Here is a 26423-nt window from a genome sequence, read left to right as displayed (position 1 = left end):
GGCCGTCACCCCTGCGCCCGGACGTGCGGGGCCAGGTCGAGCGCCACCGAGCAGGTGCCCTCTGCGGCGTAGCCACCGATCGGATCCGTCTCAGGCAGTTCCTCACCGGACCCGGGCAGGCGCAAGACCAACTCCGCAGCCGAAGCCTCGTCGATCTGGAACGCGTTGATCGCCTCCCGGCGGACCTTGGCGACCCTCCACCCGGGCTTGGCCTGAACGATCCGCGACGAGCCGCCGTAAGTGACGGTGACGCGGACCTCCCGGCAGGAGTGGACGATCACGTGCACGTTGCCGCCACCGAACAGCTCCTCAACGGTCTTCGTGACGTCGAGCGCTTCGTCCTGGTCGAACCCATAGGCCAGGGAGCCGCTCCCGACCGCCACGATCTCGTTCAGCGGCGTGCCGGGCGCGATGTCAGTGTGTGTACGCGGCGTGACATCCGCCGCGACGTAGGTGTGGATGCGGGACATGAGGAACCCTCCCTCTCTGGATCTAGATGGCGTGATCGGTTTAGATCACGTCCTTGATCGAGGATATTGAAGCACAGAAAATCGCGGACATGGTTAAGGAATCATCATCGGCGTGTCGTGGAGCAGGCTTGGATCCTCAACCACCTGCGGGAATAATGTGCACATGACCCTGACGTTCCCGGACCCTGCTCTTGCGCAAGTCGTCAGTTCGTACCACCTGCTCAGCCAGACGTGGCCTGTCGCCATCGGCGAGGTGATGCTGCTGCTCCACGTGCTGCGTATGGCCACGCCCTGCCTGTCCAGCGCCCTTGCCACCGGTCTGGTCAGCGTCATCGCGCCGGGAAAGGTCGAGGCGTCCAGTCGGATCGTGCTCGCCCACAAGACCGTCATCCTTGACGCCGTGGCCATGGGAGAGAACGACGCAGAGGTGCTGAGCCCTCACCTCTTCCCGGCGAGCGTCTCCAAGCTTGAGGTCGCCGAGCTGGTTGTCGCCGGACGGTCCGAACTGCAGAGGGCGGCAGGATGACAACGCCAGCGAACATCCAGGAGTTCGCGCCGGACTGGTCGCTCCACCCTGGAGCGATCCTGCAAGCGATTCTCGACGAGCGGGGTCTCAAGCAGGCGGACCTCGCCGACCGCACCGGCCTGACGCCGAAGCACATCAACCAAATCGTCAAACAGAGCATCGGCATCTCCGGCGACGTCGCCCAAGTGCTCGAGCGTGCTCTTGGCCTGGATGCCCTGTTCTGGCTGCGTGCGGACGCCGATTACCAGGCTCACGTCAGCAGGCAGAGAGCCGTCAGCCGCCTGCCGGAATACGCGGAGTGGTTCAAGGCCTTTGACCGGCCGACGCTCGTCCGCCATGGAATCATCGCCCCTAGAGAGGTCAAGGAGTCCGCCGTCGAGAAGGTGTTGAAGCTCTTTGGGGTCGCGAGCCCTGCGGCGTTCGAGCAGACCTGGCAACGACCACGGGTTTCTTTCCGAAGAAGCCAGGCTTTCGAAGTCGTCGAGCAGAACATCGCGTTGTGGCTCCGCCTGGTTGACCTCGCTGGTCATGCGCAAGACGCCGCCCCGTTCAAGATCGGCGCGTTGCGCGCCCTTACGAAACAACTGCCCGCGATGACGAACCTGAGCGTTGTAGACGGCTTCACCGTGGCGCGCAACGCCCTGGCAGAGGTGGGGGTGAGACTGGTGTTCGTGCGGCAGGTGGCCGGATCTCGGTTGTCCGCCGCAACTTGGTGGCTCACGGTGGACCAACCGGTGATCGGCGTTACCGAGCGGCACCGCAGGCCAGACATTCTCTGGTTCAGCCTCATTCACGAGATCGGGCACATCTTGCTACATCCCAAGCGGACGACCCTGCTTAGTCTCGAGGGCGAGCGCTCCGAAAAGGATCCCGCGGAGCAGGAGGCTGACGCCTTCGCCGAAAGCGTTCTCTTCCCCGAAGACGCCTCCGCTGCTATCGCCCGGGCCACAACCAGAGAGCAGCTCTTGATGCTCTCGACACGATTGGGCATCAGTCCGGCGATCGTCGCGGGCAGGCACGGCCGAATAACCGATCGCTGGCAAATCGGCTCCGACCTGCGCGGCAAGATCACGGACTCGGATATCGAGGCTTTGGAAGATATCAGTGGCGCCAGGAGACTGGGTGGCCTCCTTCCCGGGCACAGGCTGTGAGACCGGTCCCGGGACCCGCCTCGCGACGGGTCCCTTCTATCCCTCGCGTCAACTCAGCTCGCCAGTAAGTCCTGCCTTCTTGACCAGACGCCCCCAACGAGGGCTACGAGCAAAGGCCCGGGCGATCGCGATCCCGCTGGGCAGACCTCCGTCTGCCTGGCGGTTCTGCTGTGCCCATCGCCACGCCTCTCGCTGCAACGCCCGGCCGTTCCCAGTGGGCTCAGCAGGCAAGCCCGCCTCTTCTTCTGGCGGGTCCTGCTGCTCCACGTGGTCAGCATCTGTGTCGGCGACAGGACCCATTCGGCCAGGGCTAAGAGCAAACAGACCCGGAGCTTCTGGCCGTCTTCCGGCGCACTGGCGTAGCTGGGACATCAAGAGCTCGTAGCTACCGACCAATGCCGCGCTCGGCCACGCCGCGATAATTCGGCCGATCACGCTGGGTTCGGCGACAGCGACGTTGGCCGCGAGGCTGACGAGGCTCCCGACCACGAGCAGGCTCCACGCCAGGATGCCGCCGCGGGAGCCGTTCCGGTTGGCCAGCAGGATGGACATCGAGGCGACGACGATTAGGCCGTCGACGGCGAGCGGGATGAGCACCGCCGCCAGGTGGTCCTCGCCGTAGCGCAGGCAGAGCTCGTGCATGTGCCGGAATGAGACGACCGCTGCGATCAGCGCCAGTAGCGCAACGCCTGCGATCGTCGTCCGCTGGATTCGGCGTACGGCGACAAGCTCTGGAGTCATCAGCGCCTCCTCGTCAGGAGGGCGCCAGTGTCGATGAACCACGAGCGCGTCCGAACGTCCTGGATTCTCTTTCTCCGCTACTTCCTTCACCTTGCGGACCGATTCCGGATCTTCGAGAAGGCGTCCAGAGCTGTCTCGTCGGCGTCATCGAGGGTGTGCAGGTACTTCTCGGTGGTGGCGATAGAGGCGTGGCCGAGCCGTTCCTTGACCACCTGAAGGTCGGCGCCGCCGGCCAGCAGCCATGAGGCGTGGGCATGCCGCATGTCGTGGATCCGCACGTGGATCCCCAGGTCGGCTTCCTTCAGTGCGGGCTTCCAGACCTGGCGCCGAAACCAGTCAGCCGGGATGTGGCCGTCGGTCTCCCGCTGTCGCGGCTCGCGCGGGCTGTCCTTACCTGAGGACCGCCGACCGGCGCGGTATATGGCGAACGCGGCACGGCAGTGCTCGCAACGGCACTTGCCCGCGGTGTAGGCACTGAGCGTCCCGTGCCGGTAACTCCGCCCCTTCTCGTTCGGCTCGGTGAGGCCCAGTTCGAGAGGATCGGGAGCGAGCCTGAGCTTCGGCTTGCCCTTGGGTTCGTGCCGCCAGACGAAGAAGAGGTCGTTCGACCCGAGTTTCTCCGCCTCGATGTGCGCCTCGATCTTCGCTGCGATCTGTGCCGTGAGCTTGAAGCGTCGGAACTCCCCGTCCTTCGGATAGTCCTTCACGATGAACCGCTCACCGTCGGGATGGAACTTGGGGTTGACCTCGACAACCGCGCGGGAAACGGTCAGGATTCTCGACCTTGGCGCCAGATCCTTGACCCGCAGCTCGGTCAGTTCTCCCCACCTCAGTCCGGTCTCGATCGCCGTCTCCACGAGCAGCTGCGAATCGGCATCGGGAAGCGCCCGATAGAGCACGTCGAACTGCTCCGGCGTGATGATCGTGCGCGGCTTCCTCGGTACGGTTGGCGTCTTCACCCCGCGGCAGGGATGCAGATACGTCACCTGGTCGTTGAGGGCGGTCGTGAAAATCGCGCTCAGCAGGACCTTGGCGTACTTGATGGTCGCCGGGCTGACGCCGTTCTTCTTCATGCTCGCGACCCAGGCGCGGACGTGCTCGGGAAGGATGTCGATCATCCGCATCGCGCCGAACTCGGGGATCAGATGCCGGTGGATCGTGTAGGTGTAGCTCTGCCGTGTGGTGGCCTCGATCTCGTGGTTCGGCAGCCAGGTGTCCAGCACGTACCGCTCGAAGGTCTGCCGGCCCCGCCGTGGGTCGCCCACTCGCCCCTGCGCGACCAGACTCTCGGCGTCCCGCCACGCCCTGTCGGCCTCTTTCTTGCTGGAGAACGTACCGGCGGATTTCTCCATCCCCTTGAGGTCCATGTAGTAGGCCGTGTACCGGGGCTTGCCGTCCCTGCCGACCCGCTTCCGGGAGTATCCCAACCTGTCGATCCCCTCCTTGATCGTTTGACCGTCGTTTGACCGTGAGACCCTTCGTCATCCGTGGGCACTCATGGTCACCACTGGGCACTGCAAAAGTGGCTTCTACCTGGGATTTTACGCGCCGAAAGCGATCTGACCAGGGGCTCGAATGAACGTGTCGTGCCCGTTCGGGACGAAGAGGCCGTGGGTTCAAATCCCGCCACCCCGACCAGGTAGTTGCAGGTCAAGGGCCTGATCGCTGGAGACAGCGGTCAGGCCCTTGATCGTTCGTTAGCGTGGCGTTAGTGGTTTGAACCCGATCACGTAGCCGTTAGCAACCCCAGGCAGCCCTAAAAACCATCCGATCCCGCGCCCGGTTGAACCTCGACCCCCAGGTCTCCGATACCCGTCCGCCAGCTTCACGGGCTCACTCTGCCGCTCAGCGCGGGGCCAGGACGTCCTGCTGGCGCCGTGGACCGAGCGGAGAGGATGAGCGTCGTAATTCATCGGCAGCGGCACAGCCGGGGCCGCCGCCACGGAGATGGCGGCTTCGTTCGGCACGAACCTCACGGTGCTGACACGGAGACCACGCGTCAGGAGGCGCGCGGAGAGCCAACTTGGGCTAGCGCAAGAAGTGTCGGCCGTCTCGGAGTGTGTCTGAACCGCGCCGAGTTTCGTGGAGGCCGGGTTAGCTGGCTGGGGTGAGGATAGCCGGGGCGGTTTGGGTTCGGTAGTGGGTCTCGAATTCGGCTGGTGGAAGGTCGTTGCAGGCGCTGTGGAGGCGCCGGTTGTTGTACCAGTCGACCCATTCCATGGTGGCGATCTCGACGTCGTCCAGGCCGTTCCACGGGCCGCGCCGGTGGATCAGCTCGGTCTTGTACAGCCCGATGGTGCTTTCGGCCAGGGCGTTGTCATAGCTGTCCCCTCGAGATCCGACCGAGCAGACCGCCCCGGCACCCGACAGGCGCTCGGTGTAGCGAATCGACAGATACTGGCAGCCGCGGTCGGAGTGGTGCACCAGGCCCTCCAGCCGCCGTCCGTCTCCGCGACGCCAGATGGCCATCTCCAGCGCGTCCAGCGCCAGGTCGGTGCGCAGATGATCGGCCAGACGCCACCCGACGATCATCCGCGAGAACGCGTCGATCACCAGCGCCGCGTACACGAACCCCGACGCGGTGGGGATGTAGGTCAGGTCGGCGACCCACAACCGGTTGGGGGAGGGGGCGGTGAAGTCGCGTTTGACCAGGTCGGCGGGCCGGTCAATGAGAGCATCGGGGATCGTGGTCGGTCGCTTGTGGTCCCCGCGAACCGCCCCGGCCAGCCCCAGGCGCTTCATCAGCCGGGCCACGGTACAGCGGGCCACGCGGGTGCCGCGCCGGTTGAGCTCCTTCCACATCTTGCGCACGCCATACACCTCGAAGTTCTCGTTCCACACCGTGGTGATCTCGGCCATGAGCTGGGCGTCCCGCACCTGCCGGGCTGAGGGCGGACGGGACTTGGCCGCGTAGTACGTCGACGTCGCCACCTGCAACACCTGGCAGATCGGCTCGACGCCGAAAGCGCCGCGGTGAGCGTCGATGAAGGCGACTACCTGGGCGGCCGGGGGTCGAGTTCGGCCGCGAAAAAAGCGGCCGCGGCCTTGAGGATCTCGTTGGCGCGGCGCAGCTCGCGCACCTCGCGCTCCAGCTCGGCGATCCGCTGGGCGTCGGTGGTCGAGGTGCCCGGCCGCTGCCCCTCGTCGATCTCGGCCTGGCGCACCCACCCGCGCAATGCCTCGCGGTGAACACCGAGCTGATCGGCCACCCGGGCGATCGCGCCGGGGGCACCGCCGGTCTGCCGGCGGACCTCAAAGACCATGCGCACCGCGCGCTCTCGAAGCTCTTGGGGATACTTCCTCGGGGCTGGCATCGTGACGTGATTCTCCCTTCCGCCAGCAGATGATGCTGGCTTCAGGGCCTCCACGAAAGTCGGAGTGGTTCAGGGATTTGGACCGACGCCGTTGACCCCGCTGCAACGTCCGTAGCCGATCCCGTCCAAATCTGGCCACTCCCCTGGGAGGTCACCTCGGGGTCGTGCTCGGCTTGGAACTCAACCGTCATCGCACGACCGTCGGCGTCATCCGCCCGAGCCTGCAGCGTGGGCGTAGTGGACGCCGTCGTCGGCGTAGGGCCGGCGGTGCCGGGCGGAAGGGCGGAAAGCTGCGAGACCACCGGTGTCGACGGAAGCGGAGGATGTCCCGACGTTCGTGGAACTTGATCGGCGGTCCCGCGGTCAGGCGACGTTCTCGTTGTAGCAGTTTGAGGTCGGGTTCTGGGCTGCGACGTGCCGGTCAAGCGCGCTGCGGAGTGTGGGCAGGTGCAGGAAGCCGTTGACGCGGCGGAACTGCTTGGTGGCTTCGGTCATGCCGGCCGCGCACCAGCGCAGCGCCATCTGCCCGTCCTTCCAGTTCTTGACGTTGGCGGCGTGGTCGCGGCAGATGGAGATCATCGATTCGATGGGGTTGGTCGAGCGCAGCGAGCGCGCGAGTGTCGGTGGCACGTCCAGCCGCAGGATGGTCAGCGTCTCGTCCATTCCCTCTCGCAGCGAGGCCGCGGCTCCGGGATACTTCTTGTCCAGTTCAGCGGCCAGCGTGGTCAGCTTGGCTTCGGCGGCGAGCGGGGTATCGGCGTGGTAGGCGTCGCGCATCCGCTTCTCGGCCACAGCGCGTAGCTTCTCAGGGAGCTTGTCCCGGACATTCCTGATCTTGTGGAGCTGACAGCGCTGAATCACCGGGTGGTCGAACACATCCAGTGAACGTTTTTCATCCGCCGGGCGGCTAAGCCGGTCACAGCATGATCGCGATGCTCGGGTTTTCCTCATGATGTGGCGAAGCTCCTGGTAGACGGGTTGATCACCACAACCATCACCGTCATCGCCAGGAGCTTCGGGTGCTGTTCTATCGTGCTGCCGTCGATTTGTCGCGTTCAACGCTGAACTACGTGGCCGGACTGATCCGCAGGCGGCGCAAGGCCATCGGATCGACGTGGCGGCGGCTCTACCCCGGGCAGCAGGCGCTCCTGGTGCTGGTCTATCTGCGCAAGGGCGAGACATTCGCCGAGGTCGGAGCGGGTTTCGGAGTGTCGGCGGCCACCGCGTGGCGGTATGTGGAGGAAACCGTCGCCCTGCTGTCGGCTCGATCACCGAAACTGGCGACGGCGCTGCGGAAGGCCACGAAGGACGGCCTGCACTACCTGGTCTTGGACGGCACGCTCATCCGCACCGACCGAGTGAAGGCCGACCGGCCCTACTACTCGGGCAAGCATCGCGTGCATGGGATGAACGTGCAGGTCATCGCGGGACCGGACGGGACCATCGTGTGGACCTCCGGTGCGCTGCCAGGCAAGACCCACGACCTGACCGCCGCCCGGATCTGGGGCATCCTGCGCGCGCTCGACCAAGCCGGGATCATCACCCTGGCCGACAAGGCCTATCAGGGCGCCGGGGCCGAGGTGCTGATCACGCCGTACAAGGGCAGGAACAAGCCCGAGTCTCAAAAGCAGGCCAACCGGTCACACGCCAAGCTCCGCGGGCCTGGTGAGCGCGCGAACGCCCAGCTCAAGAGTTGGCGCATCCTGCGCAAGCTGCGATGTAGCCCGAGCAAGACCGGCCACCTGGTCAAAGCCATCGCGGTCCTTCAGAACCATCGGGTAGCACACGCCTCCCGAGGATGAAATTGGCTCAGTACCGCCCGGCGCAGCGCTTTGGAGCCGTCGAGCACGACCAGGATCGGGCGGGTGACGTTCAGGCCGCGTTCACGCAGGCCGACGATCAACTCGCGGGCCAGGGTGGCGTTCTCGGTGGAGCCCTCCACCAACGCAAGAGGGTGCTTGGTGCCGTCGATGCCGATCCCCAGCGCCACGATGCAGGTGTGCTCGCCGAAGTGCACCCCGTCCAGCATGAGGGCGGCCAGATCCAGCCCGGACAGGTCGGCCGACATCAACTCCGCCAGGGCGCGCTCGGTGGCGACGACGAAGCGTCGCGAGATCGCCGACTTGGACGTGCCGGTGGAGGAGCGCTCGACGGCGCCGCCGACCGGCTCAAGCCCGAGCCGGTAGCGGCGGGTGGAGAGCTTGCCGAGCATCTTGCCGAGCGCCATCTCATCGAGGATCTCAGTGGAGGAGAACAGTTCATAGGCCGGGATGGCGACCTCGCCTGCGCCGTCTGCGGTGCGCACCCGGGGGCGGCGGATCGGCAGCCTGCGGCCGCCCAGCACCACCGATCCGGCGTCGCTGCCATGCCGGACCGCGAGGCGGTCGGGGTTGTGCTTGCCCCGGGGACCGCACAGCGCGGTGACGTCTTCCTCCAGCATCGCGAACATCACGGCCAGGCCGGACTGCACAGCCAGCGCGAGCAGGCCGTCCTTCATCGAGGCGGCGATCTGCTCCATGGCCACGCTCACGGTATGCGGAACGGCCACGTCTTCGGCGGCTTGCTGGGCGCGTCGGCGGTTGTTCTGGTAGGTCTTGCTCACGGTCCCCGTCTCCTTACTCGGAGTGATTTGGCGATTGCTCGAGACCTACCACCAGGTAGGGCCCGAGGCGGGGACCGCCACTTCAAGTTCTACGAGCTACGGGACAACCTCATAGTTACCCCACAACACCTCATGAAAGAAAAATTCCGCAACGCTCCTGTGCGTGAACGATGCGGTGCATCAATCTTTCGAATTCCAGAAAGACGCAGACCGAGAAGACGGCCCGACCGATTTATGAGACGACAAGAGTCTTGTTGATACTCAGTTATTTACACACTGGCCGACCAGGAGCACAACCGATCACCAGCGGATCGCCGATACTCCAGCGGCACTCGTCCCCCGTCCGCCGCCGACAACCTTCTCGCATAACAGCCCTCGAGTCGACGCTAACTGCCGTTAATCGGTTCCCAAGATGCATGATCGCCGCCATGATAAGCAGATGTCAATGAGTCATTCTCGGTAAGCAAAGATCACGTTGTGTGATTTCGTGAGGGTCCAGTTGCGCTGTAAGCATTCATCAGTTCTGCGACGCTTTGTGATGCTTGCTGGTCAATCGGTCGGGGTATGCATTCAGCAGTTCGTGATCACGCTGGTGTGAGCACCGCCTGGGTGGTGGATGATCTTTGGGTGCCGAAGACCCCGGATCGCCGCCCGTCGTATGACGAGCTGGCCTCGCTGGTGGTCCGGCAGATGGCCACGATCGAGGCCCAGCGGGAGACGATCGCGCAGCTGGAAGCGACCGTCGAGCGGTTGGGCGCGCGGGTCGCCGAGCTGGAACGCAGGCAGAGCCGCAACTCGGGGAACTCGTCGTTACCGCCGTCCAGCGACACCTTTGTCCGCCCCGACAAGAAGCCGCCGGCCAAGAGCGGGCGCAAACGGGGACCGCGCCGGGAAGCGGTCTGGCGATGGCAGACGACCCGGACGAGGTCGAAGACCACGTCCCGGCCGCGTGCGGCGGATGCGGGAAGGACCTGTCGGCCGGCGGCAGTGTCGACTACTCGCGCCGGCAGGTCCGCGATATCCCCCTGGTGACGGTCACGGTGACCGAGCATCGGGCGCATCGCTGCCGATGTCGCGGATGCGGCCGCCTCACCAGCGCGGACATGCCCGTCGGGGTGGCGGGCGCACCGTCGGTGATGATTTCTGCCAGAGCTTCTACACAGCCCCACCTCCTGATGGGGCCTACGGTCCCGGGCACCGTTGCGTACCGCTGATCCCCAAGAAGGGTGACCTGATCCTAGACGTTGTACGTAACCGAATCATGTATGTCGAGGTGTTGTACTACCCCAGTCTCCGGGGCGCGACGAGCCGGAGCACCGGCCCGGATGGGGCCTAGGACTGAGTGACGAACTGAGTGACAACGGCCGCGGACGGCCCCGGACACCGGTGGATCATCACCATGGAGCAAAACAGCAGGTCACCGACGCGGTAGGCCCATGTGCCAGCCTGATCTTGATTGCTTCGGGACGAAGGCCGTGGGTTCAAATCCCGCCACCCCGACCAGGTAGTACCAGCCAAGAGGCCGGTTCCGAAGATCGGAGCCGGCCTTCTGCATTGCCGGGCGACTATCAGAGGTTGCAACTTGACGTCCACCTCAAGGCGCTGATCGCCCACGGCAGCGTAGATCCCATCGAGCGCGGCAGCGTCAAAAAGCTCCCGTCGCTACGGAGGATGCCCACGGGACGAGCCGGAGCGACGAACGTTGGTTATAGTGCTTGCATATACCACCCGGCTCCTTGTGGGCCGGGTTTTCCATGTCCAGCTCACACGTACAGCCCGGCCAGGCGACCACGACCATCTCGCTGGCCGCGATCGCCAGATCATGGCGGATCGAGGCGGCCGTCATGGTGCGGGGTTGTCACGGGTTTGTGCTGGAGTAGGCGCGCCTGTCGCAGCACCTGCCGCACCGTCGCCTCCAGTGGGCTGTCCTCGCCGATGACCGTCTCGCACGCGTCCGGGAGCAGGTCGCGCTCGCGATACCACTCCCGCATCTCGTCGGGGGTGAACTCCGACCTCAGGGGGCGGCTGTCATGTCGCCGGAGCGTCTCCGGAAGGGACACGTCCAGGTAGAAGAAGGCGCTGGTCCCGGCATGGTCACGGTGTAGGGACTGCAGCATCTCCCCGTACCGGCTGGCGGTGAGGATGCCTTCGAGCAGGACGTGATACCCGTGATCGAGGGAATACCGGACGATCGTGTCGATGAGGCCGATGTTCACGCCGCCGTGTACGTCCCGCTCCCGCAGCAGCTCCCGCCGTACGACGTCCTGGCCGACCAGCGCCAGGCCACGGCCGTAGGCGGCCCGCACGGCCCGGGCGACGCTGGTCTTCCCGGAGCCGGAGTTCCCGCGAAGAACGATCAAACAGGTGTCCAGAGAGCCCGTACGCATCCGCTCAGGGTACGAGCAGTCCGCGGGCGACACGCTGCCTTTCCCTGCCGGCTGCTGACGTCCCGCCCGCCGGAGTATTCCAGGGCGGCCTGAAATTTCAGCGCCGGTCCGGCCGGGATGCGACCGCACTAGCACGGCGATTCAGCTCTTTCCGAGGCTCCCTTAACACGCAGCGCATTACATCTTTGACAAAGGTACTCACTACGAGATACCTGTGTGCGTAGAGCAGCAGGGACGCGGATCCCCTCTCCGAATTCGGACCGATACGGCGTTGGTTTTTGCCGATTTTCGAAACGTCGCGGCCATATTGGCCGGCCGCATTGACCCTGGTAACCGGGGAGGAAAGATGGGTTGCGAAAGAAGAGCCACCGAGAAAGCCGGTTTACGCGCCCTGCGGCGCATAACGGCGTGGCTGACCGCCGTGGTCGCGCTGCTGACAAGCCTGGTGGTGACGAATTCGCCGGCTATGGCGGCCGACCTTCCGTACGGGCCGTACACCTGCGCGAACGGGTACGTGTGGCGGGATGCCTACGCGGGCGATCAGGTCTGCGTGACGCCGGCGATCCGCACGCAGACCGCGACGGAGAACGCGCTGGGCCCGTCGCGCCGCGAGCCGGGCGGTGGCCCCTATGGGCCGGACACCTGCAAGCAGGGCTACGTCTGGCGTGAGACGCGGCCCTCGGACCACGTCTGCGTGCCGCAGTCGAGCCGCGACCAGGCCTACAGCGACAACTCCAGCGCCCACCTGCGGCTGGCGGACCCGGGCGCGACCCCGCGCGGCGGGGTGAGCATCTCCACCACGCTCAACCAGTTGGGCGGCCGCCTGTTCGCCAACGGCAGCGGGCTCACGCCCTACGGCGCGGTGACGTTCTCCGCGGTCGGGATCGGCACGACCGGGCCGTACGGGCTGGGCACGCTGTACGCCGACGCCTACGGCAATCTGCCGGGATGGCAGCACGTCGCGGACGTCTGGTGCCGCAGCTACCAGACGGGGCCGGCCACCATCGTGGTCCTCGACGTGAGGACGGGCCTCGTCACCACCGCGGGCACCACGACCGCGTTCCTTCACTGCGGCTGAGCTCCACGTCATCGACAAGGGCCGTACGGGGGGCATGGCATCTTTAACGGTGCCGCGTCCGCCGCGCGACGCCGTGCCCGGTGGGGCGAATTGAACCCCGCGCGTCCGGGGTGCCGGCGGGCTAACGTCGAAATCCCGAACGCGGAGCCGCCGATGACCTACCCTGCGCCGCCCTGCCGTCTCTATGTGCTCCCCGCCACCGCCGCGCCCGTCGCGCTGATCATGCGCCGAGGCCCGGCCGGCTGGTGGCACCTGATGAAATGGGACCTCCTCCGTTGCGAGGTGACCCCCGGCGCCTGGCTCCGGGGAACTCTTTATCCACGCCGGTGTGCCGTTTCCCCCGACGGCACGCTTCTCGGTTATTTCGCACTCGGGCGCGGGAAGTCGCCGTGGGACACCTATTTCGCGGTGTCGAAAACGCCGTGGCTGACCGCGCTCACGGCTTGGCAGACGCACGGCACGTGGACCGGCGGCTGCGAATTCGCCCCGGACAACAGCCTGACGATCTCCGCTTCGATGGACAAGAAGCCCTTCCACGGCAGCTATCCCTATCGGGTGACGGTGCGGGATCTCGACCACGACTGGGTGCGCCGGGCAGGGCCCAAGCGTTCTCGGCTGGTGAGATGGGCGCAGCCCTGGGACGGACGGGTAGTTGAGGGCGCCCCGGTGCGGAGATGACAAACGCGACCCCTCATGATCGTCGGTGTCTAGCCAGTCGATCAAGAACAGGGGTCGCGTTCGCGTGCCATCATCCCCGATCGACGTGCTCTCCCGCCACCTGGAGCGCGTCACCATCTGCGATCCGCTGTCCGACCTGCCCACCCTTGCCGAGGTGCTGGATGCCATACCGGACCCTCGCAGCCGCCGCGGGCGCCGCTACCGACTCGGCCCGCTGCTCGCGTTAGCCCTGCTCGCCGTGCTCGGCGGAGCGACTTCCCTGGCGAAGATCACCCGGTTCATCGCCGGATACGATCCCGAGCTACGCGCCCGGATCGGTCTCCCGGGCCCCGTACGGCTGGCCGCCTCCACCCTGGGACGGCTGCTGGCCCGCCTGGACGGCGACGACTTCGACGCTGCGACCTGCGCCTACCTGGCCAGGCTGGCCGCCGCGCCACCAGCGACCGGCACGAACGGCACGAACGGCACGAACGGCAGAACAGCGCTACTCGGCCTGGCCGTGGACGGCAAAACCCTGCGCGGCAGCCGCACCGGCGACCGTGTGACCCACCTGCTGGCCGCCACCCGCCACGACACCCAGACGGTGATGGCTCAAGCCCAGGTCGCAGCCAAAAGCAACGAGATCCCCGCGTTCACGCCCCTGCTGTCCGGGCTCGACCTCACCAGCGTGGTCATCACCGCCGACGCCCTGCACACCCAGCACGAGCACGCCAGGCAGATCGTCGCGGCCGGAGGGCACTACGTGTTCATCGTCAAGGGCAACCAGCCCACCCTGCTGCGCCGGCTCAAGGCCCTGCCCTGGCGCGAGGCCATCCTCAACGACCGCACCGACGAGACCCGGCACGGACGCCGCGAGATCCGCCGCATGAAGATCTGCACCGTCCGCCCAGGCCTGCCCTTCCCCCACGCCGCCCAGGCCATCCAGGTCAAACGACGCCGCACCAACAACGCCACCGGGAAGACCACCATCGTCACCATCTACGCCATCACCAGCCTGCACCCCGGCCAGATCACCCATGCCCACCTCGCCGGACTGATCCGCGGCCACTGGAGCATCGAAGCCCTGCACCACATCCGCGACGTCACCTACCGCGAAGACGCCTGCACGATGAGGACCGGGGCCGCACCCCGGATCATGGCGAGCCTCCGCAATCTGGCCATCGGCCTGGCCCGCCTGATCGGCTGGACCAACATCGCCGCCGCCACCGACCACTACCGCAGCCACCCCACCGATGCACTTCAGCTACTCGGTCTCACAACCTGAGAACGCTTCAGCCCTGGTGCGCCGGGACCTCCTGAACGAGCTCAATCGCGGCTGGCGCCCCCTGCCCCAGGAAGCGGCCAAGCGGCTGCCCCCGGAACTGCGTCAAGCCGTGCTCATCGAGCGCACCCGCCGGTGTGACGACCACGCCCTGGTATTGGCCCACACCGGCACCGACTTTCAGCGGCACGGCATCGAGGGCGTCCAGGTGAGCTATCTGCGGAGGGAGGCCGACGGTGCCTTCACTCCGCTGCCCGAGGCCGTCTGGGCCGATTGGGACAGTAAGGGAAGACTGCTCATGGCCACCCGCGACGGCCTCGTGACGATCACCGATCGGCAATCGGGCTCGTGGACGCGAACATGGTCCCAGGACCTGCGCGATTTCACTCCGGCCCCTGCGCCCTCCCCTCATTGGGCGCGGGAATGGTAGCCGCTTCCCCCAGGCATTGGTTCCGCTGGTAGCACAGGCCCCGACCGGTGACGCAACGGCGATATCCCGGAACGTGGAGGGAGTGCTGGCACCCCCAAGATCCTCAAGCTGACATCATCGACCCGTAAACCCCTCCGTCCTTATCTTTTTGAACGTCGGAAGGAATCACCGAAAAAGAAAAGGAAGGACGGGATTTCCATGAACAGGATTCGCCGGACGGCGGGCGCGGTCTCGATTCTCGCCACCCTGGCCGCGGGTATGACACTGCCCACCGCTGGATTGGCCAGCGCGTCCACGAGCGCGGTCAAGACGATCGTCTGGGACTACGACATCCACCGGGGCGACTGCACACTGTTCCACGAGGCCAAGCTGGTGCTGACCTCGGACGGCAAGGCCCGATTCGAGGGTGTGGTCACGAGCGGCGACGACAACGACGCCTGGCTCATGTGGCTGACGCTCAAGGACCGCGACGGGGCCGTGCTCGCATCCGTCTACAACGACGACCCGGTCCCCGGCGACAGCACCAAGTTCGTCAAGAACCTGCCCAACCACCGGAACCGGTACCGCTGGTTCGCGTACGGCACGTTCGACCGCGGCCTCTACCCGCTCATCAAGAGGGTGGGGATGCGCGCATCGTGCTGAGCCGGTCGGCACTCGCCGGATCGTGTTCCGGGGTCTGCGAGCCGTACGGCGACCTGCGCTTGCGGAGGCGGGCCCACATGATCAGCGCGATTTTCACCACGACGAGCACGATGTCGGCGGCAGCGGCGGTCCAGCGTGACTCCGCGACGGCCGTGCCGGCCAGGCCGACGTGCAGGCCGATGACGAGGAGGAGGGCCGACGCCAGGAGGACGGTCCGCAGGCGCGGACGGGAAATCCTCCGCCGGGGCGTGGCCGGGGTCGCACCGCCGACGGAGGCGTCCGGGGGTTCCTGCCGCTGCCAGGTCACGACCAGTGGCTCGCGGCGGCTGAACCGCTCGAAGTCGCGGGTGACGACGTCACGTATCCGGTCCAGGCCCTCCTCGTCCGGTGCGTCGATGCGAACCGTGAGGACGCCGGCCCCGGCGGTGAGTGTGCATTCGCCCCAGGGGATGAAGGTGACGGTTCCGCTGGTGTCCGACCATTCGGCCGTCACCCGCACGTCGCGGCGGGCGGCCGATCCGTGCGGATGTAGCCGGGCGGTGTGGCCGCCGCCACCCATGGCGGCCGCGTGCTTGCAGAACTGGGCGAGGTAGCGCCCGGCCCGTTCGGTCTGGATGCGAGCGTGCAGATGGGGCATCGGGGACTCGTCTCTGGTGAAGGGATCAGGCGATGCGGCCCTGTTCGTCGTTGGCGAGCGATCGAATTTATCGATACATAGTGTCTACGGCAACAGCACTATGTCGCGCAAGCGGACGTTCTGTATGATCTGGGCGTGCCCAAGCTGTGGACAGAGACGATCGACGCGCATCGCGCGGCGGTCCGGGATGCCGCCCTGAACGCCATGGCGGCGCTGGTGGCCGAGCGCGGACTGGTCGCGCTGACGATGTCGCAGATCGCCGAACGCGCCGGTGTCGGGCGCGCGACGCTGTACAAGTACTTTCCCGACGCCCAGGCCGTCCTCACCGCGTGGCACGAACGCCAGATCACCGACCATCTCGACCGGCTCACCGCCGCGGCCGACCCGGCCGAGCCCGCCGTCGTACGCCTGCGGGCCGCGCTGCGGGCCTTCGCCGAGATCCAGCACCACTCCGCGCGCCATCACGGCGGTGAGCTCGCCGCGCTGCTGCATCGCGGTGAGCACGTCGACCGCGCGCGGCATCGGCTACGGGAGTTCGTGGAGAACCTGATCACCGAGGCCGCACGGGACGGGGATGTCCGCGACGACGTGGCAGCCGGGGAACTGGCCGGCTACTGCCTGCACGCCCTCACCGCGGCCGGCACGGCCGACAGCCCCGACGCGGTCCACCGCCTGGTCACCGTCACCCTGGCCGGGCTGAGCGCCCCGCCTCCCCGGCCGTGATCCGACGGGGTTCCTGATCCGGATTCGGCCCGCGGGTCACGGCCGCCCGTACGGCCCGGTGGGCCAGGGTCTCGGGTTTGCCCAGGTCACAGCCTGACATCAATGTCTCCCGTCGTCGTGGCTTGGGCGGCCGGAGGTGGTGACCATGTGGTCATGACTTCCTCGCCACGCCCGCCGCACGTCGATGGCGGATCGGCTCCGGCGAGCGGGACTACCGCGCTCGGTGGACAGCCCGCTTCCGCCCGCGGTTACCTGCTGGACAACGCGCGCGCCGAGGCGGGCGAGCGATTCGTTTGGCTGGCCGAACTGTTCGACGGTGTGACGCGGGGGCACTTGGATCGGCTGGGGGTCGGGGCCGGCTCGCGGTGCTGGGAGGTGGGGGCCGGCGGCCCCAGTATCCCGGAGGCGCTCGCGGCGGCCGTCGGTCCTACCGGGTATGTGCTGGCCACGGACATCGACCCGTCGTGGCTGGAGGCAGGCGACGGGTACGAGGTGCGCCGGCACGACGTCGCCGCTGATCCGCCCCCGGAGCCGGGAACGTTCGATCTGGTGCACGCCCGGCTCGTGCTGGTCCATGTACCCGACCGGGCTCGGGCGTTGGCCACGATGGTCGCGGCGCTGCGGCCCGGCGGCCGGCTGCTGGTCGAGGACGCCGATACCGCCCTGCAGCCACTGGCATGCCTGGATGACAGCGGCCCGGCGCAGCGGCGGGCCAACCGGCTGCGCGACGCGGTCCGGGAGCTGCTGACGCGCCGCGGAGCGGACCTGCGCTACGGCCGGACACTGCCGCGGGCATTGCGCGAGGCCGGCTTGGTGGATGTCGGCGCGGCGGGCTTTTTCCCGGTCGGCGGACCGGCCTGCGACCGGCTGGAGGCGGCGACCATCCGGCACGTGCGCGGCGAGCTGCTCGCGGCCGGCCTGGCCGACGACGCCGAGATCGACGCGCACCTGGCCGCCATCCACGCGGGCGAACTCGACCTGACACTCGCGCCGCTGATCTCGGCCTGGGGACGCCGTCCAGATGAGGACCCGCCGGCACTCGGTTAGGCGCGGCTCCGGGCGTTGTCCGATCTGCCCGCAGCGCTGTTCATCGAGGGAGCGTAGAACGCCGCTGTCCGGATCCCCGGCACCGAGCGCGCAGCACGAGATCGGCACCGGGGAGGGGGATGCATCGCGGACTCGCGGTCACGTCGAGACGACCGTCAGACGGGCGTACGCGACCACTGCTGGTTGGCGCCGGTGTTGCACGAATACTGCTTGAGGATTACGCCGTCCGCCGTCGATGCGGCCGGTACGTCCACGCATTTGCCGCTGTGCCGTGCCCGGAGCTGGAAGTATCCACCGTTGGCGACCATCTGGAACTGCTGGTTGGCGCCGGTGCCACAGGTGTACTGGATGAGCTCGGCGCCGTCGGCGGTTGAAGCGCTCACCACATCAAGGCACTTTCCGCTGTGGCGGCTGACGATGCGCCAGTAGCCGCCGCCGGCGTCCTCGAACCGCCACTGCTGCCACGGGTTGCCGTTGTAGGGGTACTGGCCCACGCGCGCGCCGTTGGCGGTGCTCGCCTGCAGGACGTCCATGGTCTTGCCGCTGTGGCGTACGTCGATCCGGTAGAAGGGTTCGGTCTGCGGCGGAGACGAGGGTGAAGGTGAGGGGGTGGAGCCGCCGATGGTGTCACCCCAGGCGTAGCGGATCCGGTCGGCGCCGGATTGGTTGCGGACGCTCAAGGTGAGATTGGTGCCACTGCCGCCGAGGGCGTACATCGAGTACCAGTCGTAGCCGATGTCGCCCGGCTTGCCGCCGAGGGCGGGCCAGTAGGTGCCGCCCATCTGGTTGTCACGCATGACCTGGGCCACGGCGCGGAGGTAGCGCACGAAGTTGTCGGTGCTGTTCGCGTCGGCGTAGTTGAGGCCGGTGGACATCGGCGCGCCGAATTCCGTCACGACCGCGCGGGAGGCGCAGTTGCCCAGAAGCGTCTGGATGTGGCTCCGGAAAGCGTCGTAGGTCATCGCGCTGTAGAAGAAGGCGTAGTAGTGGAAGGACAGCAGCGTCGAGTTGAAACGGCTGTCGTTGCAGATGTCCCGGAGGTCCTGGCTGAATCCGGTGCCGCCGATGAGCACCCGGCCGGGCACCGCCGAGGTGTGAGTGTTGAGCCAGTTCGCTGCCACGTTGCGCCAGTCCGCCGACGAGTAGCCGTGCGGCTCGTTCATGGGCTCGAAGTAGACGTTGCCGTTGGAGCCGTACGTGTTGGTCACGGTGGACCACATCGAGTTCCACGCGGCGAGGTTCGTGATCCTGCCACCGGAGGCCGCGCCGTCCTCCCAATAGGCCAGGATGACCTTGAATCCACGCTCGGTGGCGGCGTCGATGGCGCCGCGATAGGAGTTCCACCAGGTCGTGTTGGCCACAGTGTGAGTGTTGATAGGCAACCGGACGGTGTTGACCCCCATGGTGGATTCCATGTAGTCGTAGAGCGCGTTGGCCTTGGCTCGCACTGTCGCGTTGCTGTCGGACTGGCTCAGTCCCTGCAGGACGAGCGTGCCGGTGCTGAAGTTGTCACCCAGCACGGCCCAGTTCATGCCTCGGAACTGGCTGGTGGCGGCGTTGGCCGACGGCGCGGGGATGAGGGCTGCCACTGCAGCGAGCATGGTCACCACAAGGGCGATCAGCAATCGGCGCAACGACCGGATGGTCCGCGTTGGTCCTGATAAGTAATCATCAGACGCCATGCTCAGTGCCATGAAATGTCCCATCACGAGATCCGAATTGCTGGGTCGAACTTTCACTTGCGCACAGTGTTAGCGATAACATAACCACAGAGGCCTCACGCTAGAGAGGAGGCGGGAGTGCGTCAACAGAAAGGGAGACGACGCGCTCGAACCGCTGGTCCCCCATGGGCGCCGCTGTAATTTTCAGGCCGGCTTCCTTCGTCGCGCCGACGCCCCGACGGCGCCGATGCGACTCCACCGCGCCGCCGTACGGCACCGCATCGAGCTCGCCACCCACCTGGTCGTACGCGGGAGCACCGCCTCACCCCGCTGACCGGCGGCGGCCGGGCACGACTCGACGGATCGATCTTGCCCGCCGGGGCGGACCGGAAGGGGCCGGGACGGGACAACGCGTCTCGTCCCGGCCCTCCAGTGGGTTCAGGCGAGCAGCGGATGCCAGCCGTCGCGATAGCGGACACCCCCGCGCCGCAGCCGGACCTCGTCGTGCCAGGTGCCGGGCACGGGTTCGACGCGGACCATTTCGGGCCGGTCCACGACGACGCACACCTCCTCGCCCGGCCACCACCAGCCGCCGGAGCGCACCAGTGTGGCCCAGTGGCCGAGGTGTTCCAGTTGGTCCGGCCCGTAGGAGGCCAGCCCGAGCCGGTGCAGGGCGTCGTAGTAGGCGACCCACGCCGCGTCCTGCTGCCCGTACCAGCAGGCCGGTAAGGGGCTGCTGCCGGTCAGGGCGCTGCGGATCGGGATGCGGTATCCGTGCGCGAGGCTCCGGTGCAGTGCCGTACGGATGCCCTGATGCAGCACCACACCCAGGGGAACGCCGGTGTCGAGCGCCCTCAGCGGTGGCAGTTCGGGCCAGGGCTCGCCCCGTTTGCCCCTTCGCATCGAGGACAGCTCAGGGTCGGTGTGGGAGACACCGGCGCTGAGCGCGCCACGCAGCTGGGATTCGAGCATGGCCAGATCGCCGGCCAGTGGCGGTGTCCCCTGCGGATGAGGATCGCGGATCCACCCGTAGAGCCGGTCGAGAGTGGGCAGACCGGCGACGAGCGGGATCGCCCGTGCCGGTGAGTCGACCCATTCGAACCGGGGCTTCGGGCGAGAGATCCTCGCGTAGATGGCGGTGAGGCTGTGTTCGACGGCCCGCCGGTCGGCCGGCTGTGTGGAAAGACCGTGGTCCAGCCACTCCTGTCGGATCTTGACTGCTTCCTGCCACCGGTCGTGAGCGCTCGTGCTCCGTACGCCGGCCACAGGTTCGGCGGCGGCATAGCGCCGCGTGAGCGCGGTCACCGCGCGTGGGCGTCGCCGCCCTTTCGGTTGGAGATCATGCCTTGATGATGACCTGTGATCCGCGATGCGCGCAACCGCTCGTACGGCCGGTCCCCGCCCCGGCCGCCGTTCGCTCCGCAGTGGACGGGCCGGTCGCGGCGGCCCGGAAAACACCCGCGAAAGCCGCACCATCGAAATCGATCGGGCGGCTTCGAGAAGGTGACCGGACGTCACTTGCGGCGTAAATTCGGCACGTGACCGACGACGAACTGCGGGCGGAACCGCTGAGTTTCCCGGAAGGAGGCGAAGCCCGCGCATCTCGCATATCTCGAAGATCGCATTCGAATGGGTTCCGGCCGTCCCCAGCTCTATGGAACGCAATTTTTCAGCGACGGCAACGGTTTCAGGCCATACCCGATCGAGGACGCGGATCACCTGGACGACCGCCGTGCCGCAATGGGCCTGGAGCCGTTCGAGCAGTATGAAGCGGAAATGCGGCGCCTGTACGAGGGCTCCGTCTGACGCCGTACCGGAAAAGTGCGCACCGGGCGGGGGCCCGGCGCCGAAGCGGATCTCTTAGGTGCACGCCTCAGGTGAGGACGCCGGCGCGGGCCGCCGCCAGGGCGGCCGCCGCGGCCCGATCGGCCGCCGCCTCGTCCAGTAGTTCTCCGGTGTTGAGCAGGGCGTAGTAGAGGGGTGCGGAGACGGCGGCGATCACCCGGCCAGGGTCGGTGCCGGGAGGCAGCTCGCCGCGTTCGATCGCGTCGGTGACGCAGCCGGCCCATTCGTCGATGCGTACGGCGTAGAAGCGGCGCAACGCCTGCGCGGCCTGGTCGTTGCAGAGCGAGGCGGCGATCAGCGCCTTGAACAGCCGTCCCTGGCGGGGATCGGTGAGGGTCTTGAGCACCAGGCGGGCGTTGTCGCGCAGGTCCTGGTCGATGTCGCCGTTGCGCGAGCGGGGCAGGGATCGCTCGGCCATGTCCTGGAGGAGGTCGGCGGCGAGCGCTGCGGGCGTGCCCCAGCGGCGATAGAGGGTGGTCTTCCCGACCCCCGCGATACGGGCGATCTCACCGAGGTCGAGCCCGTCGAAGCCCTTCTCGGCAAGGGTGTCGGCGGCGGCTTCGAGGACGGCCTCGCGGACGCGGGCAGTGCGTCCACCCGGGCGGACGGCACCGGGCGGTGGAGTTGCTGCCATGACGGCTCCTTCCCAAGGCCCACTATCGGGACCACTGTTCCCTTAAGGCGGCGCGTGGTGCTAGTGTCCCCCTCAGTTTAACGGGACGACAGACCCGTTAAGTCGCTTCCCTGGAGGGGTGTCCCCTGTCATGTCCACCACGAATTCCCTACCGGCCGCCGCTCACGAGGCGCCACGCCTGGCCGGCCGCTTGAAGGTCGTCCTCGCGGTGCTGCTGGTCGCCCAGTTCATGCTGGCCGTCGACTTCTCGATCCTGAACGTGGCGCTGCCCGCGATCGGCGACGACCTCGGGTTCTCCCTCGCCGATCTGCAGTGGGTCGCCACGGCCTTCGCCCTGTGCGCTGCCGGTTTCACCCTCTTCTTCGGCCGCATCGGCGACCTGATCGGCCGCAAGCGCATCTTCCTCGGCAGCCTCGCGCTCCTGGGCGCGGCCTCGCTCGCCGGTGGGCTCGCCCCCGGCCCCGAGGTGCTCATCGTCGCCCGCGTCGCCCAGGGGCTCGCCACCGCCGCAGCCACCCCGGCCGGGCTCGCCCTGCTCACCACGTCGTTCCCGGAGGGCCCGCTGCGCGAGAAGGCACTCGGCCTGAACGGCGCGCTCATGTCCGCCGGGTTCACCGCCGGCGCGGTCCTCGGCGGCGTGCTCACCGACCTGCTGTCGTGGCGGTGGGCCTTCTTCGTCAACGTCCCCGTCGCCGTGGCCGTGCTGCTCGTCGCCCCTGCCGTCATCGCCGAGTCGCGCCCCGCCGCCCGTCCCACGATCGATCTGCCCGGCGCGCTGTCGGTCACGCTCGGGCTGCTCGGCGTCGTCTACGGCCTGACGCGGGCGGGCGAACACGGCTGGGCCGATCCCCTCGCACTCACGGGCCTCCTTGCCGGGGCCGTCCTGCTGGTCGTCTTCTACCTCGTCGAGCGCCGGGCCGCCCAGCCGCTGGTGCCGGTACGCGTCCTGCGCAAGCGCACGGTGGCCTGGGGAAACGTGCTCGGGCTGCTCGCCTTCGTCACCGAGACGTCCCTGGTCTATCTGCTCACCCTCTACATGCAGAAGACCCTCGGCTTCTCGGCCCTCGCCGCCGGGCTCTCCTTCGGCGTCCTGGGAGCCGGCACCGTGACCGGCGGCGTGCTCGCCCCGAAGGCCATCGCCCGTACGTCCACGACGGCCGTCCTGGTCGGCGGCGGGCTGCTCCAGGCCGTCTTCACCGCCGTCCTGATCTTCCTGGGTGACACGCCGGCCTCGGTGGGGCTGCTGCTGCCCGCCACCTTCCTGGGCGGCGTGGGCAACATGCTCGTCATCGTCGGCTTCATGGTCACCGCCACCACCGGCCTCCCCGACCACGAGCAGGGCCTGGCCACCGGCCTGGCGTCGATGTCCCAGCAGGTCGGCATCACCATGGGCACCCCGATCATGTCGGCGGTCGCCACCGCCGCCGCCGGGGGCGTGGCGTCCGCCGGGGCGATCCTGCACGGGGTCACGACCGCGATCAGCGTCAACGCCGTCCTCGTCCTGCTGGGCGTCCTGCTCGCCGCGGTCTTCCTGCGGCGCGACCGCGCGTACGCGTGACCGGCCCCGGCCGCAGCCTCACCGGGAGGCGAGCCACCGCCAGCGGGGCAGTTCGAGCACCACGGTGACCACGGCCAGCACGGTCACCAGTACGGCGGCGAGCGTGGGCCAGGCGACCCACGCCGCCACGACCGCCGCGACGAGCTGAAGAAGGACCAGCGCGATGGTCACCGTGCCGGGCACCGCGACGATCACGTTCCGCTTGTCCCCCGGAGTGGAGAACAGCGTCGGCAGCCCGATCAGCACCACGACCGACAGCACCGCCAGCGGAACGGACCACGACGCGAGGGCCCACGGGGTCGCGACCCAGGCGACCAGCTCGCTGGCGAACCGGAACACGGACGCGAGACGGTCGTCCGGCCGCGAAGTGGAAGACATGCGGGCAATCTACCGTTTCGCCCCCATCGGCCGGTTCAGGCCGGGTACGCGTGTGTCTCGGTGGCCTTGACGGCGGCCCAGACGTCCCGGCCCGGGGTGAGGTCGAGATCGGCGGCGGCCGCCGGGGTGACGTCGGCGAGCAGCGGGATGGGCCCGCGCAGGTGCACCCGGACGTGGTCGCCGTGGCGTTCGATGCCGTCGATGACGGCCTGCCACAGGTTGCGGGGGCTGCCGTCGGGGCGGCTCCGATAGAGGGCGACGGCGGACGGCGGGAAGGCGACGAAGGCGGGCCCCGTCAGGCGTTCGGCGCTGCTGAAGCGCACCTCGCCCACGACGACCTGATCGCCGTCGGCCTGCCCCCGATAGAGGTTGAGGCCGACGAGGCGGGCGACGTAGTCCGTACGCGGATGACGGGCGATCTCGCTCGGCGTGCCGGTCTGCACGACGGCGCCGTTCTCGATCACCACGAGCCGGTGGGCCAGGACCATCGCGTCGAGCGCGTCGTGGGTGACCAGGATGGTCGCGCCGTCGAAGTCGGCCAGGTGGCGGCGCAGCTCGGCCCGGATCTCCAGCCGGGTGTGCGCGTCGAGGGCGGCCAGCGGCTCGTCCAGCAGCAGCAGGCGGGGCCGTACGGCAAGAGCGCGGGCGAGCGCGACGCGCTGCGCCTGGCCTCCGGACAGCCGCCCGGGACGGACGTGGGCGTGGCCGGCGAGCCCGACGCGATCGAGCAGCTCGGCGGCGACCCGGCGGGCCGCGGCCTTGCCGAGCCCCTGGCAGCGGGGCCCGAAGGCGACGTTGTCGAGGGCGGACAGGTGCGGGAACAGCAGGTAGTCCTGGAAGACCACGCCGATCCCGCGGCGTTCCGGCGGCAGGTGGTGCACCTCGGCGCCGTCCAGCTCGACGCGCCCGCCGTTCAGGGCGGTGAGCCCGGCGAGGGCGCGCAGCGCGGTCGTCTTGCCCGCGCCGTTGGGGCCGAGCAGCGCCACCACCTCACCGGCCGCCGCGCTGATCCGCAGATCCAGCCGGAAGGCGGGACGTTCGACGACCAGATGGGCCTTCACGCTCATGCCGCGCCCACCCAGCGGTCGCGCAGCCCGGCCAGCACGATCACCGAGACCGCGAGCAGCACCAGGCTGAGCACGATGGCTGCGTCCGGATCGGTCTCCAGCGCCAGATAGACGGCCAGCGGCATGGTCTGCGTGCGGCCCGGGAAGTTCCCGGCGAAGGTGATGGTCGCCCCGAACTCGCCGAGCGCGCGGGCCCAGCACAGCACGGCGCCGGCCAGCACGCCGGGGGCGACCATGGGCAGGGTGACCCGGCGGAAGACCGTCCAGCGGGAGGCCCCCAGCGTCGCGGCGGCCTCCTCATAACGCTGGTCGGCCGCGCGCAGCGCCCCCTCCACGGCGATGACGAGGAACGGCATGGCGACGAACGCCTCCGCGACGACGACTCCGGTGGTGGTGAACGGCAGGGAGACGCCGAAGGCGTCGTACAGCCACTGGCCGACGAGCCCGCGGCGGCCGAGCACCAGCAGCAGTGCGACGCCGCCGACGACCGGCGGCAGCACGAGCGGCACGGTGACCAGCGCGCGCAGCACCCGCCTCCCCGGCAGCGTCGTACGGGCCAGGAGCCAGGCGAGGGGCACGCCGAGCAGCAGGCAGACGACGGTCGCGATGGTCGCGGTCACCAGGGAGAGCCGCAGGGCCTCCAGCACCCGGGGCTCGGCCAGCCGCCCCGGCAGGGTCGCCCACGGGGCGCGGACCAGCAGCCCGGCCAGCGGGAGGACGAGGAAGGCCAGCCCCGCGAGCGCGGGCACCAGCAGCGGCCACGGCATGCGCGCCCGCGGGGCCCGCGCGCGTACGGACCTGGTCACGGCGCCTGGAAACCGGCCTTCGTCAGCACGTCCCTGCCCTGCTGCGACAGCACGAGATCGACGAACTGCTCGGCCAGATCGGGTGCGGGCGCCGTGGCGAGCGCCGCGATCGGATAGTCGTTGACGGCCTGGGCGGCTTCGGGGAAGTCGATGCCCCTGACCTTCCCGCCGGAGGCGATCACGTCGGTGCGGTAGACGAGCGCCGCGTCGACCTCGCCGAGCTGCACCTTGGTGAGCGTCGCCTTGACGTCCTGCTCCAAGGTGACGGGAGTGACCTTGAGGCCCGCCGCGTCGAGCGCCTTGACCGCCGCCGCGCCGCAGGGCACCTGCTCGGCGCACAGGGCGATCTTGACCTTCGGGTCGGTCAGGTCCTTGAGCGACTCGACCTTGGCCGGGTTGTCCTCGGGGACGGCGATCTGGAGCGTGTTCTTGACGAACACGGTGGGCGCGGAGGCCAGCCCCGCGTCGGTGACCGTCTTCATGGTGGCCGGGCTCGCGGCGGCGAAGACGTCGGCGGGGGCGCCCTGCGTGATCTGCTGCGCCAGCGTCGCGCTCGACCCGAAGTTGAAGGTGACCTTCGTGCCGGAGTGGGTGCTCTCGAACTGTTTGCCCAGCTCGGTGAACGTCTCGGTCAGGGACGCCGCGGCGAACACCGTCAGCGATTTCCCGGCGGCGGCGGAGGAGGCGGGAGCGGCCGTGTCCGAGGAGGACGAGCCGCACGCCGCCACGCTCAGCACCGAGGCGAGGACGGCGACCAGGCAGAGACGTCCGAGCACCACAGCTCCTT

The 26423-nt window shown here is 68.2% G+C and carries 26 protein-coding genes, 3 pseudogenes and 1 other annotated feature; of the genes and pseudogenes, 14 read left to right on the top strand and 15 right to left on the bottom strand.

Annotated features, from left to right (window positions below):
• Nucleotides 1–5: 5 nt before the first annotated feature.
• A complete protein-coding gene (locus OHB01_RS12590; protein ID WP_328855384.1) occupies nt 6–470 on the bottom strand; it encodes a hypothetical protein in 465 nt (154 codons plus the stop codon).
• 163 nt (nt 471–633) lie between these two features.
• Here OHB01_RS12590 and OHB01_RS12585 point away from each other — a divergent pair, with 163 nt between their 5' ends.
• Together OHB01_RS12585 and OHB01_RS12580 are read left to right on the top strand one after the other, a co-directional pair.
• Nucleotides 634–996 carry a hypothetical protein gene (locus OHB01_RS12585; protein ID WP_328855383.1) on the top strand — a complete coding sequence of 121 codons (363 nt, stop codon included), beginning with the start codon at nt 634–636 and terminating at the stop codon, nt 994–996.
• A complete protein-coding gene (locus tag OHB01_RS12580; RefSeq protein WP_328855382.1) occupies nt 993–2147 on the top strand; it encodes an ImmA/IrrE family metallo-endopeptidase in 1155 nt (384 codons plus the stop codon). The genes OHB01_RS12585 and OHB01_RS12580 overlap by 4 nt, the downstream gene beginning before the upstream one ends.
• Before the next feature lie 48 nt (nt 2148–2195).
• On the opposite strand, the gene OHB01_RS12575 is transcribed toward OHB01_RS12580, so the two are convergent.
• The 4 genes and pseudogenes from OHB01_RS12575 to OHB01_RS12560 all read right to left on the bottom strand — a co-directional run.
• Nucleotides 2196–2888 (bottom strand): DUF2637 domain-containing protein, encoded by a 693-nt coding sequence (locus OHB01_RS12575; RefSeq protein WP_328855381.1) that lies wholly within the window; start codon nt 2886–2888, stop codon nt 2196–2198.
• Nucleotides 2889–2974: 86 nt separating this feature from the next.
• Nucleotides 2975–4255: a tyrosine-type recombinase/integrase gene (locus tag OHB01_RS12570; RefSeq protein ID WP_419197573.1), complete on the bottom strand. Its 1281-nt coding sequence runs from the start codon at nt 4253–4255 to the stop codon at nt 2975–2977.
• Nucleotides 4256–4982: 727 nt separating this feature from the next.
• Nucleotides 4983–6202 (bottom strand): IS3 family transposase gene (locus OHB01_RS12565; protein WP_328853951.1). Its coding sequence is split into 2 segments (ribosomal slippage): nt 4983–5923 and nt 5923–6202, totalling 1221 coding nucleotides; the frame shifts between segments, so codons are not numbered across the junction.
• Nucleotides 5811–5924: a sequence feature (AL1L pseudoknot), on the bottom strand. Its footprint overlaps the gene before it by 114 nt.
• A 363-nt stretch (nt 6203–6565) precedes the next feature.
• Nucleotides 6566–7093 (bottom strand): annotated as a pseudogene (locus OHB01_RS12560) (transposase); the annotation flags it as partial.
• Nucleotides 7094–7221: 128 nt separating this feature from the next.
• On the opposite strand from OHB01_RS12560, the gene OHB01_RS12555 reads away from it, so the two are divergent.
• Complete coding sequence (locus OHB01_RS12555; RefSeq protein ID WP_328708509.1) at nt 7222–8004, top strand: transposase family protein; 783 nt, start codon at nt 7222–7224, stop codon at nt 8002–8004.
• Here OHB01_RS12555 and OHB01_RS12550 read toward each other — a convergent pair.
• Nucleotides 7998–8804 (bottom strand): annotated as a pseudogene (locus tag OHB01_RS12550) (transposase); the annotation flags it as partial. The gene OHB01_RS12555 and the pseudogene OHB01_RS12550 overlap by 7 nt on opposite strands.
• Before the next feature lie 564 nt (nt 8805–9368).
• Here OHB01_RS12550 and OHB01_RS39895 point away from each other — a divergent pair.
• Together OHB01_RS39895 and OHB01_RS39890 are read left to right on the top strand one after the other, a co-directional pair.
• Nucleotides 9369–9836 carry a DUF6444 domain-containing protein gene (locus OHB01_RS39895; protein WP_419197572.1) on the top strand — a complete coding sequence of 156 codons (468 nt, stop codon included), beginning with the start codon at nt 9369–9371 and terminating at the stop codon, nt 9834–9836.
• Nucleotides 9776–10018: a hypothetical protein gene (locus OHB01_RS39890; RefSeq protein WP_419197585.1), complete on the top strand. Its 243-nt coding sequence runs from the start codon at nt 9776–9778 to the stop codon at nt 10016–10018. The genes OHB01_RS39895 and OHB01_RS39890 overlap by 61 nt, the downstream gene beginning before the upstream one ends.
• A 606-nt stretch (nt 10019–10624) precedes the next feature.
• Here OHB01_RS39890 and OHB01_RS12540 read toward each other — a convergent pair.
• A complete protein-coding gene (locus tag OHB01_RS12540) occupies nt 10625–11191 on the bottom strand; it encodes a kinase (RefSeq protein WP_328855379.1) in 567 nt (188 codons plus the stop codon).
• 346 nt (nt 11192–11537) lie between these two features.
• Between OHB01_RS12540 and OHB01_RS12535 the strand changes: the two genes are divergently transcribed.
• From OHB01_RS12535 to OHB01_RS12515, 5 genes are all read left to right on the top strand, one after another.
• The gene (locus OHB01_RS12535) at nt 11538–12269 is read left to right on the top strand and encodes a hypothetical protein (RefSeq protein WP_328855378.1); all 732 of its coding nucleotides are present in this window, start codon (nt 11538–11540) and stop codon (nt 12267–12269) included.
• Between the two features lie 153 nt (nt 12270–12422).
• The gene (locus OHB01_RS12530; protein ID WP_328855377.1) at nt 12423–12947 is read left to right on the top strand and encodes a hypothetical protein; all 525 of its coding nucleotides are present in this window, start codon (nt 12423–12425) and stop codon (nt 12945–12947) included.
• Between the two features lie 64 nt (nt 12948–13011).
• On the top strand, nt 13012–14211 hold the full coding sequence (locus OHB01_RS12525; RefSeq protein ID WP_168066700.1) for an ISAs1 family transposase: 1200 nt from the start codon (nt 13012–13014) through the stop codon (nt 14209–14211).
• Nucleotides 14180–14638, top strand: a complete 459-nt coding sequence (locus OHB01_RS12520) for a hypothetical protein (RefSeq protein WP_328855376.1) — start codon at nt 14180–14182, stop codon at nt 14636–14638. The genes OHB01_RS12525 and OHB01_RS12520 overlap by 32 nt, the downstream gene beginning before the upstream one ends.
• Nucleotides 14639–14836: 198 nt before the next feature.
• Nucleotides 14837–15280 carry a DUF6294 family protein gene (locus OHB01_RS12515; protein WP_147942934.1) on the top strand — a complete coding sequence of 148 codons (444 nt, stop codon included), beginning with the start codon at nt 14837–14839 and terminating at the stop codon, nt 15278–15280.
• On the opposite strand, the gene OHB01_RS12510 is transcribed toward OHB01_RS12515, so the two are convergent.
• Entirely contained in the window at nt 15249–15917 is a 669-nt protein-coding gene (locus OHB01_RS12510; protein ID WP_328855375.1) for a DUF2218 domain-containing protein, read from the bottom strand. The two genes, OHB01_RS12515 and OHB01_RS12510, sit on opposite strands and share 32 nt — an antisense overlap.
• A gap of 135 nt (nt 15918–16052) precedes the next feature.
• Between OHB01_RS12510 and OHB01_RS12505 the strand changes: the two genes are divergently transcribed.
• Together OHB01_RS12505 and OHB01_RS12500 are read left to right on the top strand one after the other, a co-directional pair.
• Nucleotides 16053–16640, top strand: a complete 588-nt coding sequence (locus OHB01_RS12505; RefSeq protein WP_328708591.1) for a TetR/AcrR family transcriptional regulator — start codon at nt 16053–16055, stop codon at nt 16638–16640.
• Nucleotides 16641–16742: 102 nt separating this feature from the next.
• Nucleotides 16743–17687: a methyltransferase domain-containing protein gene (locus tag OHB01_RS12500; protein WP_222709464.1), complete on the top strand. Its 945-nt coding sequence runs from the start codon at nt 16743–16745 to the stop codon at nt 17685–17687.
• Nucleotides 17688–17842: 155 nt separating this feature from the next.
• Here OHB01_RS12500 and OHB01_RS12495 read toward each other — a convergent pair whose 3' ends face one another.
• Together OHB01_RS12495 and OHB01_RS12490 are read right to left on the bottom strand one after the other, a co-directional pair.
• Nucleotides 17843–19276, bottom strand: coding sequence for an RICIN domain-containing protein (locus OHB01_RS12495; RefSeq protein ID WP_328855374.1), 1434 nt, complete (start codon nt 19274–19276; stop codon nt 17843–17845).
• A gap of 510 nt (nt 19277–19786) precedes the next feature.
• Complete coding sequence (locus OHB01_RS12490; RefSeq protein ID WP_328855373.1) at nt 19787–20653, bottom strand: DUF6745 domain-containing protein; 867 nt, start codon at nt 20651–20653, stop codon at nt 19787–19789.
• 306 nt (nt 20654–20959) lie between these two features.
• On the opposite strand from OHB01_RS12490, the pseudogene OHB01_RS12485 reads away from it, so the two are divergent.
• A pseudogene (locus tag OHB01_RS12485) lies at nt 20960–21154 on the top strand (DUF6624 domain-containing protein); the annotation flags it as partial.
• A gap of 67 nt (nt 21155–21221) precedes the next feature.
• Here OHB01_RS12485 and OHB01_RS12480 read toward each other — a convergent pair.
• Nucleotides 21222–21827 (bottom strand): TetR/AcrR family transcriptional regulator, encoded by a 606-nt coding sequence (locus tag OHB01_RS12480; RefSeq protein ID WP_328855372.1) that lies wholly within the window; start codon nt 21825–21827, stop codon nt 21222–21224.
• Between the two features lie 130 nt (nt 21828–21957).
• Between OHB01_RS12480 and OHB01_RS12475 the strand changes: the two genes are divergently transcribed.
• Complete coding sequence (locus OHB01_RS12475) at nt 21958–23385, top strand: MFS transporter (protein ID WP_147942929.1); 1428 nt, start codon at nt 21958–21960, stop codon at nt 23383–23385.
• Nucleotides 23386–23403: 18 nt separating this feature from the next.
• Here the strand turns inward: OHB01_RS12475 and OHB01_RS12470 are convergent, their stop codons facing one another.
• The 4 genes from OHB01_RS12470 to modA are packed head-to-tail and all read right to left on the bottom strand — an operon-like array spanning nt 23404 to nt 26412.
• Nucleotides 23404–23763: a hypothetical protein gene (locus OHB01_RS12470; RefSeq protein WP_142649074.1), complete on the bottom strand. Its 360-nt coding sequence runs from the start codon at nt 23761–23763 to the stop codon at nt 23404–23406.
• Between the two features lie 35 nt (nt 23764–23798).
• Nucleotides 23799–24830, bottom strand: a complete 1032-nt coding sequence (locus tag OHB01_RS12465; RefSeq protein ID WP_142649073.1) for an ABC transporter ATP-binding protein — start codon at nt 24828–24830, stop codon at nt 23799–23801.
• Entirely contained in the window at nt 24827–25597 is a 771-nt protein-coding gene (gene modB, locus OHB01_RS12460) for a molybdate ABC transporter permease subunit (protein WP_142649105.1), read from the bottom strand. The genes OHB01_RS12465 and modB overlap by 4 nt, the downstream gene beginning before the upstream one ends.
• Nucleotides 25598–25632: 35 nt before the next feature.
• A complete protein-coding gene (modA, locus tag OHB01_RS12455; RefSeq protein WP_261985719.1) occupies nt 25633–26412 on the bottom strand; it encodes a molybdate ABC transporter substrate-binding protein in 780 nt (259 codons plus the stop codon).
• Nucleotides 26413–26423 lie beyond the last annotated feature (11 nt).

It is taken from the genome of Microbispora hainanensis, from assembly GCF_036186745.1.
GTDB lineage: Bacteria > Actinomycetota > Actinomycetes > Streptosporangiales > Streptosporangiaceae > Microbispora.
This window is presented reverse-complemented; position numbering and strand designations above follow the sequence as displayed.